At 60.0% G+C, this 17,184-nt stretch carries 21 protein-coding genes and 1 pseudogene; 13 read left to right on the top strand and 9 right to left on the bottom strand.

What is annotated here, in order from left to right; translation table 11 throughout:
• Positions 1-55: 55 nt before the first annotated feature.
• Complete coding sequence (locus tag AMK02_RS32120; RefSeq protein ID WP_237358359.1) at positions 56-463, bottom strand: hypothetical protein; 408 nt, start codon at positions 461-463, stop codon at positions 56-58.
• Here AMK02_RS32120 and AMK02_RS12395 point away from each other — a divergent pair.
• Positions 462-1,745 (top strand): MFS transporter, encoded by a 1,284-nt coding sequence (locus AMK02_RS12395; RefSeq protein ID WP_064803148.1) that lies wholly within the window; start codon positions 462-464, stop codon positions 1,743-1,745. The genes AMK02_RS32120 and AMK02_RS12395 overlap by 2 nt on opposite strands.
• Positions 1,746-1,758: 13 nt before the next feature.
• On the opposite strand, the gene AMK02_RS12390 is transcribed toward AMK02_RS12395, so the two are convergent.
• The 3 genes from AMK02_RS12390 to AMK02_RS12380 are packed head-to-tail and all read right to left on the bottom strand — an operon-like array spanning position 1,759 to position 3,467.
• Positions 1,759-2,454 (bottom strand): TIGR02281 family clan AA aspartic protease, encoded by a 696-nt coding sequence (locus AMK02_RS12390; RefSeq protein ID WP_064803147.1) that lies wholly within the window; start codon positions 2,452-2,454, stop codon positions 1,759-1,761.
• On the bottom strand, positions 2,451-2,666 hold the full coding sequence (locus tag AMK02_RS12385) for a DUF1289 domain-containing protein (protein ID WP_064803145.1): 216 nt from the start codon (positions 2,664-2,666) through the stop codon (positions 2,451-2,453). The genes AMK02_RS12390 and AMK02_RS12385 overlap by 4 nt, the downstream gene beginning before the upstream one ends.
• 18 nt (positions 2,667-2,684) lie before the next feature.
• Positions 2,685-3,467, bottom strand: coding sequence for an adenosylcobinamide-GDP ribazoletransferase (locus tag AMK02_RS12380; RefSeq protein ID WP_064803143.1), 783 nt, complete (start codon positions 3,465-3,467; stop codon positions 2,685-2,687).
• 157 nt (positions 3,468-3,624) lie between these two features.
• On the opposite strand from AMK02_RS12380, the gene cobT reads away from it, so the two are divergent.
• The gene (gene cobT / locus AMK02_RS12375) at positions 3,625-4,641 is read left to right on the top strand and encodes a nicotinate-nucleotide--dimethylbenzimidazole phosphoribosyltransferase (protein ID WP_064803141.1); all 1,017 of its coding nucleotides are present in this window, start codon (positions 3,625-3,627) and stop codon (positions 4,639-4,641) included.
• Between the two features lie 115 nt (positions 4,642-4,756).
• Positions 4,757-5,140: a diacylglycerol kinase gene (locus AMK02_RS12370; RefSeq protein ID WP_064803139.1), complete on the top strand. Its 384-nt coding sequence runs from the start codon at positions 4,757-4,759 to the stop codon at positions 5,138-5,140.
• 103 nt (positions 5,141-5,243) lie between these two features.
• Here AMK02_RS12370 and AMK02_RS12365 read toward each other — a convergent pair whose 3' ends face one another.
• Positions 5,244-6,779, bottom strand: a complete 1,536-nt coding sequence (locus AMK02_RS12365; RefSeq protein ID WP_064803138.1) for a sensor histidine kinase — start codon at positions 6,777-6,779, stop codon at positions 5,244-5,246.
• Between the two features lie 106 nt (positions 6,780-6,885).
• On the opposite strand from AMK02_RS12365, the gene AMK02_RS12360 reads away from it, so the two are divergent.
• From AMK02_RS12360 to AMK02_RS31155, 6 genes are all read left to right on the top strand, one after another.
• The gene (locus AMK02_RS12360) at positions 6,886-7,443 is read left to right on the top strand and encodes a thermonuclease family protein (RefSeq protein ID WP_064803136.1); all 558 of its coding nucleotides are present in this window, start codon (positions 6,886-6,888) and stop codon (positions 7,441-7,443) included.
• A 4-nt stretch (positions 7,444-7,447) separates the two neighbouring features.
• Positions 7,448-8,080, top strand: coding sequence for a uracil-DNA glycosylase family protein (locus AMK02_RS12355; RefSeq protein WP_064803134.1), 633 nt, complete (start codon positions 7,448-7,450; stop codon positions 8,078-8,080).
• A gap of 69 nt (positions 8,081-8,149) precedes the next feature.
• Complete coding sequence (locus AMK02_RS12350; RefSeq protein WP_004678404.1) at positions 8,150-8,638, top strand: Lrp/AsnC family transcriptional regulator; 489 nt, start codon at positions 8,150-8,152, stop codon at positions 8,636-8,638.
• Positions 8,639-9,361: 723 nt separating this feature from the next.
• Entirely contained in the window at positions 9,362-10,384 is a 1,023-nt protein-coding gene (locus AMK02_RS12345; protein ID WP_064803132.1) for a porin, read from the top strand.
• Between the two features lie 399 nt (positions 10,385-10,783).
• A complete protein-coding gene (locus AMK02_RS12340) occupies positions 10,784-11,680 on the top strand; it encodes a LysR substrate-binding domain-containing protein (protein WP_064803130.1) in 897 nt (298 codons plus the stop codon).
• 223 nt (positions 11,681-11,903) lie between these two features.
• Complete coding sequence (locus tag AMK02_RS31155) at positions 11,904-12,119, top strand: hypothetical protein (RefSeq protein ID WP_123876201.1); 216 nt, start codon at positions 11,904-11,906, stop codon at positions 12,117-12,119.
• A 175-nt stretch (positions 12,120-12,294) separates the two neighbouring features.
• Here AMK02_RS31155 and AMK02_RS12335 read toward each other — a convergent pair whose 3' ends face one another.
• From AMK02_RS12335 to AMK02_RS12315, 4 genes are all read right to left on the bottom strand, one after another.
• On the bottom strand, positions 12,295-12,732 hold the full coding sequence (locus AMK02_RS12335) for a CBS domain-containing protein (RefSeq protein ID WP_064803128.1): 438 nt from the start codon (positions 12,730-12,732) through the stop codon (positions 12,295-12,297).
• Positions 12,733-13,307: 575 nt separating this feature from the next.
• Positions 13,308-13,592 (bottom strand): hypothetical protein, encoded by a 285-nt coding sequence (locus tag AMK02_RS12330; RefSeq protein WP_237358309.1) that lies wholly within the window; start codon positions 13,590-13,592, stop codon positions 13,308-13,310.
• A gap of 290 nt (positions 13,593-13,882) precedes the next feature.
• The gene (locus AMK02_RS12320) at positions 13,883-14,566 is read right to left on the bottom strand and encodes a DNA alkylation repair protein (protein WP_064803124.1); all 684 of its coding nucleotides are present in this window, start codon (positions 14,564-14,566) and stop codon (positions 13,883-13,885) included.
• The gene (locus AMK02_RS12315; protein ID WP_064803122.1) at positions 14,563-15,432 is read right to left on the bottom strand and encodes an NAD(P)-dependent oxidoreductase; all 870 of its coding nucleotides are present in this window, start codon (positions 15,430-15,432) and stop codon (positions 14,563-14,565) included. The genes AMK02_RS12320 and AMK02_RS12315 overlap by 4 nt, the downstream gene beginning before the upstream one ends.
• A 161-nt stretch (positions 15,433-15,593) precedes the next feature.
• On the opposite strand from AMK02_RS12315, the gene AMK02_RS12310 reads away from it, so the two are divergent.
• From AMK02_RS12310 to AMK02_RS12295, 4 genes and pseudogenes are all read left to right on the top strand, one after another.
• A complete protein-coding gene (locus AMK02_RS12310) occupies positions 15,594-15,965 on the top strand; it encodes a hypothetical protein (RefSeq protein WP_064803120.1) in 372 nt (123 codons plus the stop codon).
• A gap of 6 nt (positions 15,966-15,971) precedes the next feature.
• Positions 15,972-16,169: pseudogene (locus tag AMK02_RS12305) on the top strand (alkanesulfonate monooxygenase); the annotation flags it as partial.
• Positions 16,170-16,433: 264 nt separating this feature from the next.
• Positions 16,434-16,757 (top strand): ArsR/SmtB family transcription factor, encoded by a 324-nt coding sequence (locus tag AMK02_RS12300; RefSeq protein ID WP_011425688.1) that lies wholly within the window; start codon positions 16,434-16,436, stop codon positions 16,755-16,757.
• A complete protein-coding gene (locus tag AMK02_RS12295; RefSeq protein ID WP_064803116.1) occupies positions 16,754-17,164 on the top strand; it encodes an SRPBCC family protein in 411 nt (136 codons plus the stop codon). The genes AMK02_RS12300 and AMK02_RS12295 overlap by 4 nt, the downstream gene beginning before the upstream one ends.
• Positions 17,165-17,184 lie beyond the last annotated feature (20 nt).

Genomic DNA, 17,184 nt, shown 5'->3' with positions numbered 1-17,184 from the left:
ATTTGCGCGATGGCAGGATATCAACAAAGACGATCCAGCCGCAATTCGGGGGCTGTCAGGCACTGCTGACGAGCAGGGCGCCCAGCAGGATGAAAAGGGTGCCGGCTGCGAGCCGCGCCATGTTAAGCTCGGAGGCTTCGCCGAGAAAGACTGCGCGACGGTGCCAGATCCGCCTGGCGCCGTAAAGCTGCATCGCGCACGGCACGGTTCGTCGACTTGCATTTTCTGCGAGCATTGAAACCGCACGTTGACGAGATGGAAATTTCTGTCTAGCTGTACCGTCATGAAGATCGCAATGGTTCTTGTCGTGGTGATAGCGCGCATGGGCAGGATGGTGTAACCATCCGGCGATCAGCCCCATGCGCGATAAAACAAGCTCCTGACGGGGCTTTTTTTGTGCCCTGAATTTGCGCTGCGCCTCGTCAGATTCCCACAATCTCCCTGACACACCGGACAAAGCCATGTCACGCGACAATTCTGCGCAGACTTCCGGCAACCGCCTGACCGAGAAGGCGGCTGCGACTTCGACTGCGGCGCCGCGGCGCACGATCCTTCTCCTGCTGACGGCGCTCTCGGTGTTGCCGGTCAACATATATCTGCCGGCGCTGCCAAATATCGCCGCGACTTTTCAGGCTGATTTCGCGCTCGTCAATCTCTCGGTTGCGGGTTATGCGATCATCAACGCCCTGACGGAAATTGTCGCCGGCGCGATGTCGGATCGTTATGGGCGCCGGCCGATCGCGCTGATCGCCGTTTCCATTTTCATCGTCGCGTCGATCGGCTGCGCGCTGGCGCCCAATATCGGCATCTTTCTGTTGTTTCGCGTGATGCAGGCGTCGATCGCCGCCTGCTTCTGCATCGCACTCGTCGCCATCAAGGAGACGGCGGGCGAGCGCGGGGCCGCCAACAGGATCGGCTACGCCGCCATGGGATGGGCTATCGCGCCGATGCTCGGCCCGAGCGTCGGCGGCATTCTCGACGAAACGTTCGGATGGCGGGCGATCTTCGTCGCTCTTGCGCTGATAGGCGCAGCCATCCTCGCCATTTCCATGCGCGAGCTGAAGGAAACAGCCGGCCCAGCGTCGAGACTGAAAGGAGATTACTTTGCTTCCTACCGGCAGCTTCTCGGTTCGGCGCGGTTCTGGGCCTATACGCTGTGCATGGCCTGCTCGACCGGCACTCTCTATATCTTCCTCGGAGGCGCATCCTTGGCAGTCAGTTCTTCGCTCGGAGGATCGAGCGCGAAACTGGGCTTCTTCATGGGAATGGTTCCCGCGGGATTCATTCTGGGCAGTTATCTCGCTGCCCGATTGACGAGGAAATCGCTCAGCACCACGCTCGTCATTGCGCGTTTATTGACGTGCATGGGTCTGCTCTTGGGGCTGATCTTGTCGATCTCGGGCGTCACGCATGTCCTGGCATTTTTCGGACCCTGTATGTTCATCGGCATCGGCAATGGCTTGACCTTTCCGGCCGCCAATCTGGGCGTGATGTCGGTTCGCGCCCATCTCGCCGGCACCGCTGCAGGCCTTGCCGCCGCCATGTCGATCGCCGGCGCCGCGCTGATTGCTTCGATCGCCGGGTTGTTTCTCCGGGAGGCAGGCGCAGTGTCGACGCTGTTCGCGATGTTGCTGACATCGGCCTCACTTGCCTTGTCGGCAGCGTTTTTTGCAGCTTTTGTCGACCGGCGAGTTGCGGTCCGTATTCCCAATGGAGAGTCGGCCGAGAGCGGATCGAGGGCATGATTGTTCTGCCGGATCAATCCCGCATTCGCAATTCGTCCGTCTGCATTTGCAAGGAGCCCAGCGTTTCCAGGAAGCTCATGCCGAGCAGGCTCTGGTCAAGCCGGCCGTCCTCGGCGACGCTGGCTGCGACATTGTTGCGGACGATCGGACCGATCGCTACCTGGTCGAGCGTAATGGGGGCCGCGCGGCTGCGGCCGTTGGCGGTCATGACCGTCATCGAGTAGGTGAGGCCCGTGAGATCGATGCCGATGCGTTCAGCATCCTCGTGTGAGAGCGCGACCATGCTGGAGCCGGTGTCGACGAGCATCTCGACGGTCCGGCCATTCACATTGACGTCCGCTTCGAAATGGCCGTTCAACAGCTTGTGCAGGATGATTTCCGCGCCACCTTCGCTCGTCGTGACGACGACAGCGCGGCCAGGAATGAGACCGGCGAGTACCCGATTGCCGACGCCGATCGCTTCCTGACGATAGAGATAGACGGTCACGAGCGCCAGGATGATGACCAGCCAGATCATCATCTGGCGCATGGTTTCACCGACGCTGCGCGCCCAAATCCCGGCCGATAGCATCAGTGCGATCGGCAGCAGGTAAACGAAGCGGCCGAACTCGTCACTTTGCAAGCCGAGAATGCGGCCGCTGTCGCCGTTGAGGATCAGCACGGCAAGACCGATGCCGATCACGACGAGAATGACGGTGAAACGGATCATGAAGGCCGCCCCGGCGGCTCGGCGAGGCTTGTTTTCATTCGGCTGGTCGCCGCGGCGGTTGCGAGCCTCGCCGGCAGCTGCGCCATGATCCCGCGCCGTTCGGCATCGGTATAGTTCATCCAGCCACCGATTTCCTGAAGAGTGCGGCCGCAACCGGCGCAAAATCCGGTGGCTGGAACCATGGAACAGACGTGAATGCAGGGTGTTTGCATGGCTGATATATCGGAGTTTCAAAGAGTGGTGGCAAGGGCGCAAAGGGTGGCGATTTCGCAAATCTGCTGCGTGGCGCCCAGCGTGTCGCCGGTGTGGCCGGCAAGCTTGCGACGGATGAGAGTCGTGAAGACAAATCCGGCAACGCCGGCGGCGAGGAGGCTGGCGACGAGCGGCCGCAGGCCGAATGCCGGCCAGATCAGAAGTGCTGCGAGCAGACCGGCTGAGACGAGCGCAAAATGCATCGCCGCCTCATTCGGCTGGCCGGTCGAGGCGGCCACGCCATCGGCCTTTGCGGCCGGCAGCCGTTGCCAATGCCAGGCGATGGCGCCACGGCTGAGTGCTGCGACGGCGGGAACGGCAAGGGCTGCGGCGAGCGGCGAGGATTGGCGGACAATGGCGGCGAGTGCGGCCGCACGGATCGCGAAGGAGAGGATCAGCGCTATCGCGCCATAGGTGCCGATCCGGCTGTCCTTCATGATGATGAGGCTCTGGTCGCGGTTCTTGCCGCCGCCGATGCCGTCGGCCGTGTCGGCCAAGCCGTCTTCGTGCAGTGCGCCAGTGGCGAGAGCCTGGACGGAAAGCGCGATCAGGGCCGCCACCAGTGGATCGGCGCGCAGGCCCGAAAGAAGGAGGAGGGCGAGCGCCGGCACGAAGCCGATGATAAGACCGGCGAGGGGAAAGGCGCGCACCAGGCGGCCGAGCCTGCCGTCATAGCCTTCGAACAGCGCCGGCGGCATCGGAAGACGGCTCAAAAAGGCGACGGCGCGGGCGGTATCGACCGCATAGTCCTTGATCTTCATTCTGTTTCGTTCTGCCGGAGGGGCTGCGGCGCTTTTGATGTTGTTCGCTTCGTCCGCCGGCTTTAAGAGAGAGCCACCGCAAAGAAGCTGATTTGCTCGACGCAAACAAGTGGTTTGCGTGAAAACAAGAATAGCCGATTCATAGGAATACGCACCGATGAGCGTTTCAGGCCTGCCCTTCGACGATTTCCGTACCCTGCTCCGGGACCTGCCCGGACCGGATGCCCGCGCACTGGTGGCCGCACGCGAACGCGACGCGCAGCTGACCAAGCCGCCGGGCGCGCTCGGGCGGCTCGAGGAGATTGCCTTCTGGCTTGCCGCCTGGACGGGCCGCCAACCGGCCGTCAACCGGCCGCTGGTGGCGATCTTCGCCGGCAATCACGGTGTCACCAGACAGGGCATCACACCCTTTCCGCCCGCGGTGACGCAGCAGATGGTCGAGAATTTTGCAGCCGGTGGAGCTGCGATCAACCAAATCTGTGTCGCTTATGATCTCGGGCTGAAAGTCTTCGATCTGGCGCTTGATTACCCCACGGGCGACATTACCGAGGAAGCCGCGCTTTCCGAGCGCGACTGCGCCGCGACCATGGCCTTTGGCATGGAGGCGATCGCCGGCGGCACCGACCTGCTCTGCATCGGCGAGATGGGCATCGGCAACACGACGATTGCGGCGGCGATCAACTATGCGCTCTACGGCGGTTCGGCGCGCGACTGGGTCGGACCCGGCACCGGTTCGGAAGGCGAGATGCTCGAGCGCAAGATCGCGGCGGTGGAAAAGGCGGTGGAGCTGCATAGCGACCATCTCGACGATCCCCTGGAGATCATGCGGCGGCTTGGCGGCCGCGAGATCGCGGCGATGGCCGGCGCCATCCTTGCCGCCCGGATGGAGCGCATACCGGTGCTGATCGACGGCTATGTCGCGACTGCCGCGGCGGCGATCCTGAAAGCCGCCAATCCTTCCGCGCTCGATCATTGCCTGATCGGCCATGTCTCCAGCGAGCCCGGTCATCTGCGCGCGATCGAGATGCTCGGCAAGACGCCGCTTCTGGCGCTCGGCATGCGGCTTGGCGAAGGCACTGGTGCGGCGCTTGCCGCCGGCATCGTCAAGGCCGCCGCTGCCTGCCATTCCGGCATGGCGACGTTTGCCCAGGCAGGCGTGAGCAATAAGCATTAAAGCGCGTCGCGATCTTTCAGATTCGCTTGGCCCGCGTTTTAATTCCTTGTTTTGCGCATGTCGTTATCGCAAAACCGCTGCACACTTTTGCGCGACATGCTCTGGGGGATCAATCTTGACGAAGCCCGCGGTGACGAAGCAGACCGGATTTCGACATTTCATCGCCGCGGCCAGCTATTCCTGGGCAGGTTTCCTGCGCGTGCTGAAAGAGGCGGCCTTCCGCCAGGAGCTCGGTTTCTTCCTCATTTCGCTGGCGGGGCTGGCGCTGGTGGGGGCCACTTTCGGTGAGATCGTCATTGCGGTGCTGCTGTTCCTCGGGCTGTTTTCGATGGAGGCGATGAATACCGCTGTCGAGGAAGTGATCGACCGGATTTCACCGGAGATTTCGATCGTCGGCAAACATGCCAAGGATCTCGGTTCCTTCGCGGTGACTTGTATGATCGCCGCCTGCTGCCTCTATCTCGGATTCGTGCTCGGCAAGCATCTGTTTTTCAGTTGAACTAAAGCGTCGCATGAAACCTGATTCGTGCGACGCGCTTTAGCTCCTTGTTTTTATGCATGTCGTTATCCGGGAACCGCCGGACACTTCCGGGCGACATGCATTAGGCAAAACTCTTGCGCTTGCGCGCGACAGCCTGAGCCTCTTCGACAGCCGGCAGGCTCTGGAGCACGCGCTTGGCGGGCAGGATTGCGATGACCTCGGTGCCTTCACGCAGCTTCGATTTCAGCAGGAACTGTCCGTCATGCTTGGCAAGGATCGCCTGAACGATCGGCAGGCCGAGGCCGGTGCCTTGTTCGGCGCTCTTGATGGCGATCGAGCCCTGGCCGAAGGCCGAGAGGACGACGGGAATCTCTTCTTCCGGAATGCCGGGGCCGTTGTCCTTGATCGAGATGTACTGACCGCCACCGGCCGTCCAGCCGACCTTGACGTGGATTTCGCCGCCTTGCGGCGTGAACTTGACCGCATTGGAGAGAAGGTTGAGCACCACCTGGCGCATCGACTTCTCGTCCGCCCAGATGGCCGGCAGCTGACGCTCGAACTGATCCGAAATGGCGATATTCTTGGCCCGGGCGCGCAGCTGCACCATGCCGATGCAATCCTCGGTAATATCGAGCAACGAGATCGCTTCTTCGCTCAGTTCGTATTTGCCGGCCTCGATGCGCGACAGGTCGAGGATTTCATTGATGAGATCGAGCAGATGCTGGCCGGAGCGATGAATGTCGCCGGCATATTCTTTATAGGTCGGATTGGCGAGCGGTCCCATGACTTCGGCCGACATCACCTCGGAGAAGCCGAGGATGGCGTTGAGCGGCGTCCTGAGCTCGTGCGACATGGAGGCAAGGAAACGGGACTTGGCGAGGTTTGCCTCTTCGGCGCGGCGGCGCGCCTCGTCCGACATCGATTTCGCCACTTCCAGCTCGGCGATCAGGTCGTCCTTCTCCGACTGGTAGGAGAGGATCCTGAGGTTGGATTTGAAGAGCCGGTCGCTGATATAGTTGAAGAAGACGAGGGTGGTGGTGAAGAGCCCGGTCAGGCTGATTTCGAGGAGGTCGCGTGACAGGCCGCTCTTGGCGCCAAGCGCCAGGACCGCCGGCGCGAAGGCGACCAGCACGGCTGGCGTCAGCATGAAGTTCGACATCGCCGTGACGGAAAGCGCAATCAGCAATGTTGCGCCCTTATAGAGAATGAAGCTGGACGGCTCGCAGGTGTCGCACCCCTGCAGTGCGAAGACGGCCCAGCAGCAGCCGACCAGGAATTGGCCGGCGAGCAGCAGGCGGCGCCATTTGCGGGCGCTCTCGGAGGTGATCTCCTGTCGGCGCGCGCGCCGGGCGAGCAGGATGTTGCCGGTGTGACAGGTGAGTGTCAGCAGCGCCCAGAAGAGCAATTGGGTATCTTGAGTGAAATAGACGCCGAGGGCGGTAATGATGACGACGAAGAGCGGCATGATCGTAGCGCCCTGCATCATCGATGCTATATACATCTTGAGTACGTCACGGTCGAAGGCGGAATTGGACGCATGACCGGTCTGAAGACGTTCGCGCGTCTGCCGCACGGCCTTGGAAACGGCCTTGTTGCGGTGGCTGCGCGACCTGTCGACGATAATCTTGTCGGTCGATGTGCTTACGCCGGTACTCATGTGCACGTTGAAACTTCATCCCAGGGTGGATAAGAGCTTAACCGGCAATTCTTAAGAAGATGTTTGCCATCTTTGCCAAGGATTTGTTTTTTAAGGAGGCGAAAGCGTGACACGGGGCCCGCGCCTGATTCGCGACGGCGTGACCGCTTTTGCCCTGCTTGTGCTGCTGGCGCTGATTGCCGCCAAGATCAACGATCGAGCAACAATCAAGCGTGCCGGCGCCTTTCATGCTGCCGATGGCGACAGTCTGACATTGGGCGGGGAGCGCTTCCGCCTCGAAGGCATTGACGCGCCCGAGTTTAATCAGAGCTGTGAACGGGCGGGAAAGGCCTGGGCTTGCGGGCGCGTGGCGCGGGAGGCGCTGCAGGAGATGGTGCTGGCATCGGGAACGCTTTGCCAAGGCGACCGGCGCGACCGCTACGACAGGCTGCTTGTCGTCTGTCGTAGCGCGACGGGCGGCGACATCAATGCCGGCATGGTACGCCGAGGCATGGCCGTCTCCTATGGTGGCTACGGCAAGGAGGAGGCCGAGGCGAGAGGGGCGAAAGCGGGGCTGTGGGCCGGGACTTTCGAGCGGCCGCGCGATGTGCGCGACCGTGCCCGTCACGAATCCGGTTACGGCGACGCGCTGCGCTTCGTCAGGCGGATCGTCGGATGGGAGTAAGGTGATGACCGATGAAGCCAAGCTGGAAACGCTGCGGCGGGAAATTGCCGGCTGTCGCATCTGTCGCGACGCTCCGGCAAGCGGACCTCAGCACCGGCTGCCGCACGAGCCGCGGCCGGTGGCGGTGATTTCGTCAAGCGCTCGTATTCTGATTGCGGGGCAGGCGCCCGGCCTTCGGGTGCATGAGAGCGGTCTGCCGTTTGACGATGCCTCGGGCGACCGGCTGCGGTCATGGCTCGGCGTTGACAGAACAAGCTTTTACGACCGCAACCGATTCGCCATCGTGCCGATGGGCTTCTGCTTTCCTGGCTACGACGACAAGGGCGCGGACCTGCCGCCGCGCCGTGAATGCGCTCCGGTCTGGCGGCAAAGGGTGATCGCGGCAATGCCGCAGATCAAGCTGGTGCTGGTCATCGGCCAATATGCGCAGGCCTGGCATATGGCTGACGAGAGGCGAGGCAATATGACCGAGACGGTGCGGGCTTGGCGTGACAGCCTGCTGTCCGGCCGGTCGCCGACGGTGCTGCCGCTGCCGCATCCGAGCTGGCGCAACAGCGGCTGGCTGAAACGCAATTCCTGGTTCGAGCAAGAATTGCTTCCTGTGTTGCAGGAGCGGGTGAAAACACTGCTTTCCTGAAACAAAATTCTTTTCCTCGCGCGGAATCGGGTTATACAAAGAAAATAATTCGAAAGGACTGACGTGCGCATGGACCGCCTCGACCGAAAAATACTGCGTCTGCTGCAAGAAGATTCGACCCTTGCCGTTGCCGACCTCGCCAAGAAGGTGGGGCTGTCGACGACGCCGTGCTGGCGGCGCATTCAGAAAATGGAGGAAGATGGCGTCATCAAGCGTCGGGTCGCCATCCTCGATCCGGAGAAGGTTAACACCAAGGTCACGGTTTTCGTATCGATTCGCACGGCCACCCATTCGATCGAGTGGCTGCGCCGCTTTTCCGAGGTGGTCGCCGAATTCCCCGAAGTGGTCGAATTCTACCGGATGAGCGGTGATGTCGATTATCTCCTGCGAGTCGTCGTGCCCGATATCGCCGCCTACGATGCCTTTTATAAGCGGATGATCGCCAAGATCGAGATTCGCGACGTCTCCTCCGCCTTTGCGATGGAGCAGATCAAGTATTCGACGCAGTTGCCGCTGGACTATATGATTCTCGAGAACGCCAAATCCAACGAGGATTGAGTCCGAGCGTGCGATCTGCGGCCGCCTGGAATGGCGGTCGATAATCGAAATATCGAGGCACGGTCTGCTACCGCAGAGGGTATCCTCCCCAAGAAATGGGCTTCGAGCGGCATTCTCATCATCCGTGAGAATGTCCGCAATGAGGCCGCAAGCAGGGCCGAGAGAGGGTTCTGACTGCAGAAAAGTCTCATAAATAGCGGAAAAGCGCTCGAATCGCGGCGAAATCCTGAAGAAATACATAGCCTAGTAACGATTAGGAGGCTATGGTGCGTACAACCAGTGGGCATCATGTCATCATTTTGACGCATTGGTATCGAATTCAGGACACTATGTTCTAAGTCGGCACCTTGTATGTGTTCATTGGCCGGCGGTAGAGTTTTATGAGCTTCACCATTATGTCCGACGAAGATCGGACGGTGGGGATTTTGATGAAAGAATATAGCGTTTGCGGCTTGCGATGGAGGGTTTCCGTCGCCGGGCCGTTTGTGCGTTTTTCTGCTGTAACCAATTGAAATTGTTGTATAAAAATCACGCTTTCGAGGAAAGTGCCTCGATCGGACCCCTCCCGCGTATATCGAGAATTGCTTGATAATGCCCGGTATGGGATGACGGTTTGGCGGTTCGATCGATCCGCACGCCGAGATGGCTGTTCAAACTGGGCCGGCTTCAAATTGACTACCCGATGAGACGTCAGCCCCGATCGACAAAGGAATGGATTGGTAAATGAACATCAGAATGGTTTTGCTCGCATCAGCAGCAGCATTTGCTGCATCGACGCCGGTTCTTGCAGCTGACGCTATTGTTGCTGCTGAGCCGGAACCGGTTGAATATGTTCGCGTCTGCGACGCTTACGGCACCGGCTACTTCTACATCCCCGGCACCGAAACCTGCCTCAAGATCGAAGGCTACATCCGTTTCCAGGTCGACGTTGGTGATCAGCCGCTCAATGGCTCGGCCAGCAACGATTCGGATTGGGATGCCAGGACCCGCGGTCAGGTTCAGTTCACGGCGAAGAGCGACACCGAGTATGGTCCGCTGACTGGCGTCATCGTCATGCAGTTCAATGCTGACAATGCCACCGACCAGGATGCCATCCTCGACTCTGCTTACCTCGACATCGCGGGCTTCCGCGCTGGTCTGTTCTACAGCTGGTGGGACGATGGTCTCTCGGGTGAAACCGACGACATCGGCTCTATCGTAACGCTGCACAACTCCATCCGCTATCAGTACGAAAGCGGCGACTTCTACGCTGGTCTCAGCGTCGACGAACTGGAAGACGGCTTCTACAAGACCGGCGAAGGCCCGAACAACGTAGGCGTTGCCTTCGGCGTTGGCGGCAAGGCTGGTGCCTTCAGCTACCAGGTCACCGGCGGCTGGGACTTCGACAACGAAGACGGCGCTGTCCGCGCAATGGGTACGGTTGACATCGGTCCCGGTACGCTCGGCCTCGCAGCCGTATATTCTTCCGGCCCGAACTCCTACTACTCCGCAGCCGAATGGGCTGTCGCTGCCGAATACGCAATCAAGGCAACCGACAAGCTCAAGATCACTCCCGGCGTCCAGTACTACGGCGACATCTACGAGGCTGGCGACGACTTCAGCGACGACGACGCTTGGAAGGTTGGTCTGACGGTCGATTACCAGATCGTCGACAACTTCTACGCCAAGGCTTCGGTTCAGTACTTCGATCCGGACAATGGCGACGACTCCACCTCGGGCTACTTCCGCCTGCAGCGTTCGTTCTAATCCACTTGGTGAGTGTCCCCGGTCTTCGGACCGGGGACACTTCAAATCAGTTTCTGATCCGAGTGACCTCCGATCAGCTACGGGGACGGGTCCGGTCTTCCCTGCCGGACCGTCCTTGCAGTGTTTTTGACACGCGCTGTTGTGGCTGTATTTTCGGAGCGCCATCCAGGTAAGCCGAACCGGCATGTTGTGTATCGCACGTCGGCATCCTGCAGGCCTTGATCGAGGCCATTCTTTTCTCAAGAGAGTTTTGGATTGACCGTTGGGCATTGGTTGGCTTTGCCGCGACGGGTCGCGTAAAGAAGATCCAATGCCGACAATGTGATTACAGCTTTGCTGGAGAGAGGATACAACCCTTTCGGGGCGGCATTCATTCCTACTCTCGGATAGCTTGTTCGCATGGACGATCTCAACGACTATTATTATTTTGCAGCCGTCGTCTCCAGCGGTGGTTTTGCTTCTGCCAGTCGCAATCTGAAAATACCGCGCTCAAAATTGAGCAGGCGGGTCAGCCGGCTCGAGGACGGGCTTGGTGCACGGCTGATAGAGCGTTCGACCCGTCACTTCCGGGTGACAGAGATCGGACAAGCTTTTTACGAAAGATGCCAGACCATCCTGCAGGAGGCCGATCGCGCCAAATCGATCGTCACCGAAGCCCAAGCAGACCCGCAGGGTGTGGTGCGGATGGGCTGCCCGCTTGGTCTGGTCGACATTTCCGTCGGCGGTATTCTGCCTGAATTCCTCGAACGCTACCCTAAGATCAAGCTGCAGATTATCGGCTCCGACCGGCGTGCCGACCTCATCAACGAACGGATCGATCTTGAGGTGAGGGCGACCAACGAGCCGGAGACACAGACGAGCCTGACGATGCGCAAGCTCGACCGGGCCCGGCGAATCCTGGTCGCAAGTCCGTCGCTCATCGAACGTATCGGCGGTTTAAATTGCGTCGACGAGCTCGCCGATCTTCCGACGCTGGCGATGACGCCGTGGGTGTCGTTCCATAGCTGGGAACTCATCGGTCCGAATGACGACAGACGGGTAATCCGGCATCAGCCGAGGCTGACCTGCCGCAGCATGACCGCCATTCTCGATGCAGCCCGGGCCGGCCTCGGCTTCGGGCTTCTGCTCGAAAGCGCGTGTGAGGCGGATCTGCGGGCCGGGAGGCTCGTGCGGGTGCTGCCGCAATGGCAGTCGGAGGAAAGCCAGTTTTATATCGTCTTCACGACCGCCAAGGGCATGCCGCCGGCGGTCAGAGTGCTGATCGATTTTCTGGTGGAAAAATCCAGGCATCATTGACGGCCAGGCGAAAGCCTCGGCCCTACAGGGATGCTTTACCAAAGATCTGGCCGTCGATCTAATCCTGGGGCTTCAGCCGGACATGGGGTAGCGCCCTCAGACGACCATGTCCTAGGTAGGCGGGAAAAAGCTCGAGCGGCGGCCTGTCATCGTTCAAGTCGGGCAGCTGGCACCGAAGCTGGCGGTTACTGCGGCACGGACAACCATGCGGTACGGACAATCAATGGAACGATCCGCCTCGACCAATGTTGAATCTTGGGTGGAGTCCCTGATGATGCGAATGCTGATGATCGTCATTATCGGAGCAATGATTGCTTCAATACTCGGTATCCTGGCGATCAAACCATTTGATCGCGGCAGCGACGCGCCACCACCGGTGATTCAACAACCGGAGCCGAATAGTAGTTCAACCTCGGCTGAGGTGCCGAGGTCTCGGTAAAACAGAAGCAAACCAAGCTCGTTCCAATTGGCGCTCGATCCATAACAACGGAGCTGCGTAAAGCGTCCTGATGTGCCAATTGCAGAACTCTCGCGCCAAAGGCAATGGAGCGGGAGTTGAGAGTTGATGGGCAGATACCGCCGAACCCGTGGACAGTTTGGCGCGACGCGGACCGTCAGTGAGCCGTCTGTGAATGTGCACCGCCGCGTTGCGAAATGCCGCTTAGTGCTTTGCCTGTTTCCATGGTCTCGCCCTTCATGGCGAGATCGCCAAGCGAGATGATGCCGACCAGCCGCTTGCTTCGGTTCAGCACCGGCAAGCGCCGCACTTGAAGATCCCCCATGTTGTGAAGGACGTCTTCGACATCTTCGTCATCGAAGCAGTATTTGACATCGGTACTCATCACGTCGCGGACTTTTGCGTCGGGGCCTTTGCCCTCTGCCACGCCACGAATGGCAATGTCGCGATCGGTGATCATGCCGACCAGTCGGTCATTCTCGCCCACCGGGAGAACGCCGGCATCGAGACGCCCCATCATTAAGGCGACATCTCGCAATGTGTGCTCCGGATCGGTGATCTGCACGTCTGTGGTCATGCAATTGCTGACTTTCATGATAACCTCCCTGGGACTGCCCGCGCCTCTCGCACGGGATAAAAAGAGTGAACGCGCACCATTCGGAAACGTTCCTGCCAAGACCCGGTCGTCTGATTGCATGCCGGAGTGCTGTCGTCGAAATCGACTCGACGCGAACCGTGAAAATTGTGTGGGAGTCTATCTCTTCTTTCTCCTCGCTTATGTTCGGCGGTGCGACGCGTGATCTGCTGAATAACATTTCGATGCCGGTGTTGATGTCGCACTGAACGCAGCCTTGCGACTGGCCATCTGCTCGATTGGTGACATCGATTCCGATCCAAGCAGCGCTTCTGGATTCGGAACCTTCAGTGTGGGAGTCGATTCTTGTCGGTGAAGCCCGAGGAATTGGCTATGCCTAGAAAAGTTGCTGCCCCCGCCAAACGGATCGACCCGAAAGAGAAGCCTGTCCACCCTTCCGACGACCAGGTGGCGCCCGCAGACCCCGACGATCGCCAACATCCGCCACGAGATACAAGAGAGACGCCGGCACCGAACCCAAACGACAAAGGGCTCCCGAATAGGCCGCCGGAATAAGTCAGAGACCGAAGTCGGTCTCAAGGCGCGCGATCGGTAAGAGCGTCGGCTCCCTCCTGCTCGGCGCAATGCGCACAACAATAAATGATATCGCCCTGCTCGACGCCATGCCCGATGATTCGGACGCCGCAATGTGGGCAGGCGGGAGCGAGTTTCTGAATAGCGCATTCGAAGCTATCGAATGTGTAGATTTCATTCCCCAAATTTACTTGGAAGGCCTTGTCATAATCGTTCCCGCACTGGTCGCATTTGGCCATAGCTGAATCCTCCTGCTTATCAACCTCGCGCGCAGCGATAGGTTCCATTTTAGGCACCGGCTCAAGCCTAGTGCCCGACCATGTGGGCAACTTCCTCCAGCTTTTCCAGGCCAGGCTTTGCGCGAAATTGTTAGGACGTATGAGCTCTAGGGTTGCGCGTCAGAGTTGCGCCGGGAAGATGCTCTGCAGTACTTGCCAACATTCGTCAAGGCGCAAGCGCGAAGCTCGCGACCGTCTTTTATGCAGTGCAGACACTCGAGTTCATCGCGGGTACTACGAACATCACGAAGCTGGCCCTCAACATGCGCGACGGCCTCAAGATGAAGGGCTGCATCGCGCTATTTTAGCCGCGCCATAAGCTTTTCGCCGCTCAGCTCCCTGACCGCGTCCCTGCCGATCCAGCGCGCGGTTTTATCTGGACTTTCGGCTAAAAGCTTCGCCAGCCCGAGCGCCGGCCCATGGCAGGTGCGATTGCGCTTGCCGATGCTGCGCAATGCCCAATTGACCGCCTTGCGAACGAAGTTTCGGGAATCGCCGGAATGCTCCTCGATCAGCGGCAGCCAGGAGAGGATGGCCGTATCGGTCTCGCCCTTTCGATGGACGGTGGCGCCGGCGATCATGGCAAAAGCGGCGCGACGGATAAATTCGCGCTCGTCGGCAGCGAATTCCGGAATGAGCTCGTCCAGGCCCGCCTCGACGAAGAGATCGGCGGCGCAGTCAACGATCTCCCAGGAATTGAAATCATTGGCCCAGCTTCTGGCCTCTTCCGCCGTCAGCCGCTTCGGCTCAGCTGTGCAGAGAGCAAGCAGGCGGGCTTCGCGAATATCGCTTTGCCAGAGCTGCATTGCCCTGATGTGATCCCTCTTCGCCAATCTGGCGACAGCCCTGATGTCGGGATTGGAAATGCCGAGGGCGCGGTCGGTAACGATGCCGAATCGCGCCATTCCGGCGGCATTCTCCTCCGAGCGCAGTGTTTTGAGATGCGCGATCAGCTCAGCCGGATCGGAGGAGGGACCGATCATTTCTCAAGCCGGGCGAGCAGCGAAGATGTGTCCCAACGATTGCCGCCCATTGCCTGCACATCGGCATAGAATTGGTCCACGAGGGCGGTGACCGGCAGCTTGGCGCCGTTGCTGCGGGCTTCGGCGAGCACGATGCCAAGATCTTTGCGCATCCAGTCGACTGCGAAGCCGAAATCGTATTTGCCGGCACTCATGGTCTTGTGGCGGTTTTCCATCTGCCAGGAGCCCGCTGCACCCTTGGAAATCACCTCGATGACCTTTTCGATATCCAATCCGGCGCGCTTGCCAAAATGCAGTGCTTCGGAAAGCCCCTGGACAAGGCCAGCGATGCAGATCTGGTTGACCATCTTGGTAAGCTGTCCGGAACCGGCCGGCCCCATGAGGCCGACCATGCGCGCATAGGCGTCGATCACCGGCCGGGCTCTTTCGAAGACGGTCTCATCGCCGCCGCACATGACAGTCAGCACTCCGTTTTCGGCGCCAGCCTGGCCGCCGGAGACCGGAGCGTCGATGAAATCCACACCTTTTTCCTTTGCCGCGGCATAAAGCTCGCGGGCGACCTCGGCGCTGGCGGTGGTATTATCGATCAGCACCGAACCCGGCTTCATGCCGTGCAGAGCGCCGTTCTCGCCTGAGATCACTGAGCGGAGATCGTCATCATTGCCGACGCAGACGAAGACGAAATCGGCGCCGGCGGCAGCCTCGGCAGGGGTGGGGGCGGATTTGCCGGAGAATTTCTCGGCCCAGGCAGCGGCTTTCTCGGCCGTGCGATTGTAGACGGTGACATCGTGGCCGCCCTTCGTCTTCAAATGACCGGCCATGGGGAAGCCCATGACGCCGAGACCGATGAACGCGACTTTTGCCATATGTCCTATCCTTATCCTGAGTGAGAGGCCTTGAGGATTAACCGAAACGGCGCAAGCAGAAAAGCCGTGAAGACGGACTTCCTTCCGGTTGGCGCATATGAGGCTGGTCGCCATTCGGCCGAGCCCTAGATGGGAACGAGGATAATGTTTCCGGGGGCGACATGAACGAAATTCCAACGATCGAGCCGCGCCGCAAAGGCCGCAGCGGCACGCAGGCGATGCTTATTCCGTCGCGGCAGATGATCGAAGAGCAGATTCGATTGGCGCCTGAAGGTGTTCTCACCGAGACCGGCGTCCTGCGCCGCCGTCTCGCTGCCCAATACGGAGCGGATGCCTGCTGCCCGGTGACAGTGCAGCGGCATTTGCGTGCGATCGCCGAACTATCCTTCGGCGCGATGGAGAAGGGCGAACCGGTTTCGGTGGTGACGCCATATTGGCGCATGGTGGATCCGGCGAGCTTGCTTGCGAAACGTCTTGCCGGCGGTCCCGCCTTCATTCGCGAGCGATTGGCCGCCGAAAACCGAGAGAGATAGCGAGGCAGGCGAGAGGAGGTGACTTTCGGCATCCGCCTGCATCTCATTGTGCGGGAAATCGACGAAGAAGCCTGGCAGGCGGCCGAGCGGCTGATCCGCCATCTCGATGACAATACGATCCGCGAGGCGCAGGAATGCTTCGTCCACCAATCCGATTCGGTCGGACAGAAGCGCATGGCCGCTCTTCACGGCGGCCGCCGCGACTCCTGAGTTCAAACAAGATGCAGAGCATGTATCGCCGGAAGCCGTCTGCGCCTTCCGGCGTTTTTCTGATTGCCCCTGAGGCTGGCGGGTCGCAATTATGCATAGCCAATGGGCTATTATAGATGTGTCGTGGTCTTTTCGATAGTTGTATCCGCTGGCGAGTCTGCTATTGGTTTTCCCAATCAGTTTGTCGCCTTCTGGCTTGACATACGTATACCTCGATGGCTATAGGTTTATTCATAGCTTTATAGGTATGGGTCTTCAATGTCGAACGTTCAGGACGTCCTCTTCAGGACGCTTGCGGATCCCACCCGGCGCGCGCTTTTCGAGCGGCTGTGCCGGGAGGGGGAGAAGACGGTAGGGGCGTTGACGGCGCAGGCCGGGGTCTCACAGCCGGTCGTTTCGAAACATCTCGGGCTGCTGAAGCAAGCCGGCCTGGTGCGCGACCGTCATGAGGGGCGGCAGACGCATTATAGCGCGCAGCTCGGCGCGCTTGCGCCGCTCGTCGACTGGACGAGCGAGATGGCCGGCTTCTGGCAAAGCCGCTTCAATGCCCTCGAAGATTTGTTGAAGAGGATGGATCAATGACAGATATATCGACCGAAACACGTTCCGTCGTCATCGAGCGGGAGATGCCTTTTCCGGCGGAAAAGATCTGGCGGGCGCTGACCCAGCCGCACCTGATCCAGGAGTGGTTGATGAAAAGCGATTTCAAGGCGGTCGTCGACCATCGCTTCAACTTCAACGCCGATTGGGGCGCGGTGGAATGCCGAGTTCTGGAAGTCGAGCCACACAAGGCCCTTGCTTACAGCTGGGGCGCCTATGGCCTCGAAACCGTCGTGACCTGGACCCTCACGCCGACGGGCGCGGGTACGCATCTGCGCATGGAGCAGTCAGGTTTCCGGGCGGATCAGCGGCAGGCCTATGGCGGCGCCAGGAGCGGGTGGCCGCAGTTCTTCGACAAGCTGGAACAGGTGTTGGCGCGGGTTGACTGATCCGTCGCCGAGCGGGCGGC

The organism is Rhizobium sp. N731, from assembly GCF_001664145.1.
Taxonomy (GTDB): Bacteria; Pseudomonadota; Alphaproteobacteria; order Rhizobiales; family Rhizobiaceae; genus Rhizobium; species Rhizobium esperanzae.
Note: the sequence above shows the minus strand (reverse complement) of the source record. Positions and strands in the feature narration are given on the sequence as shown.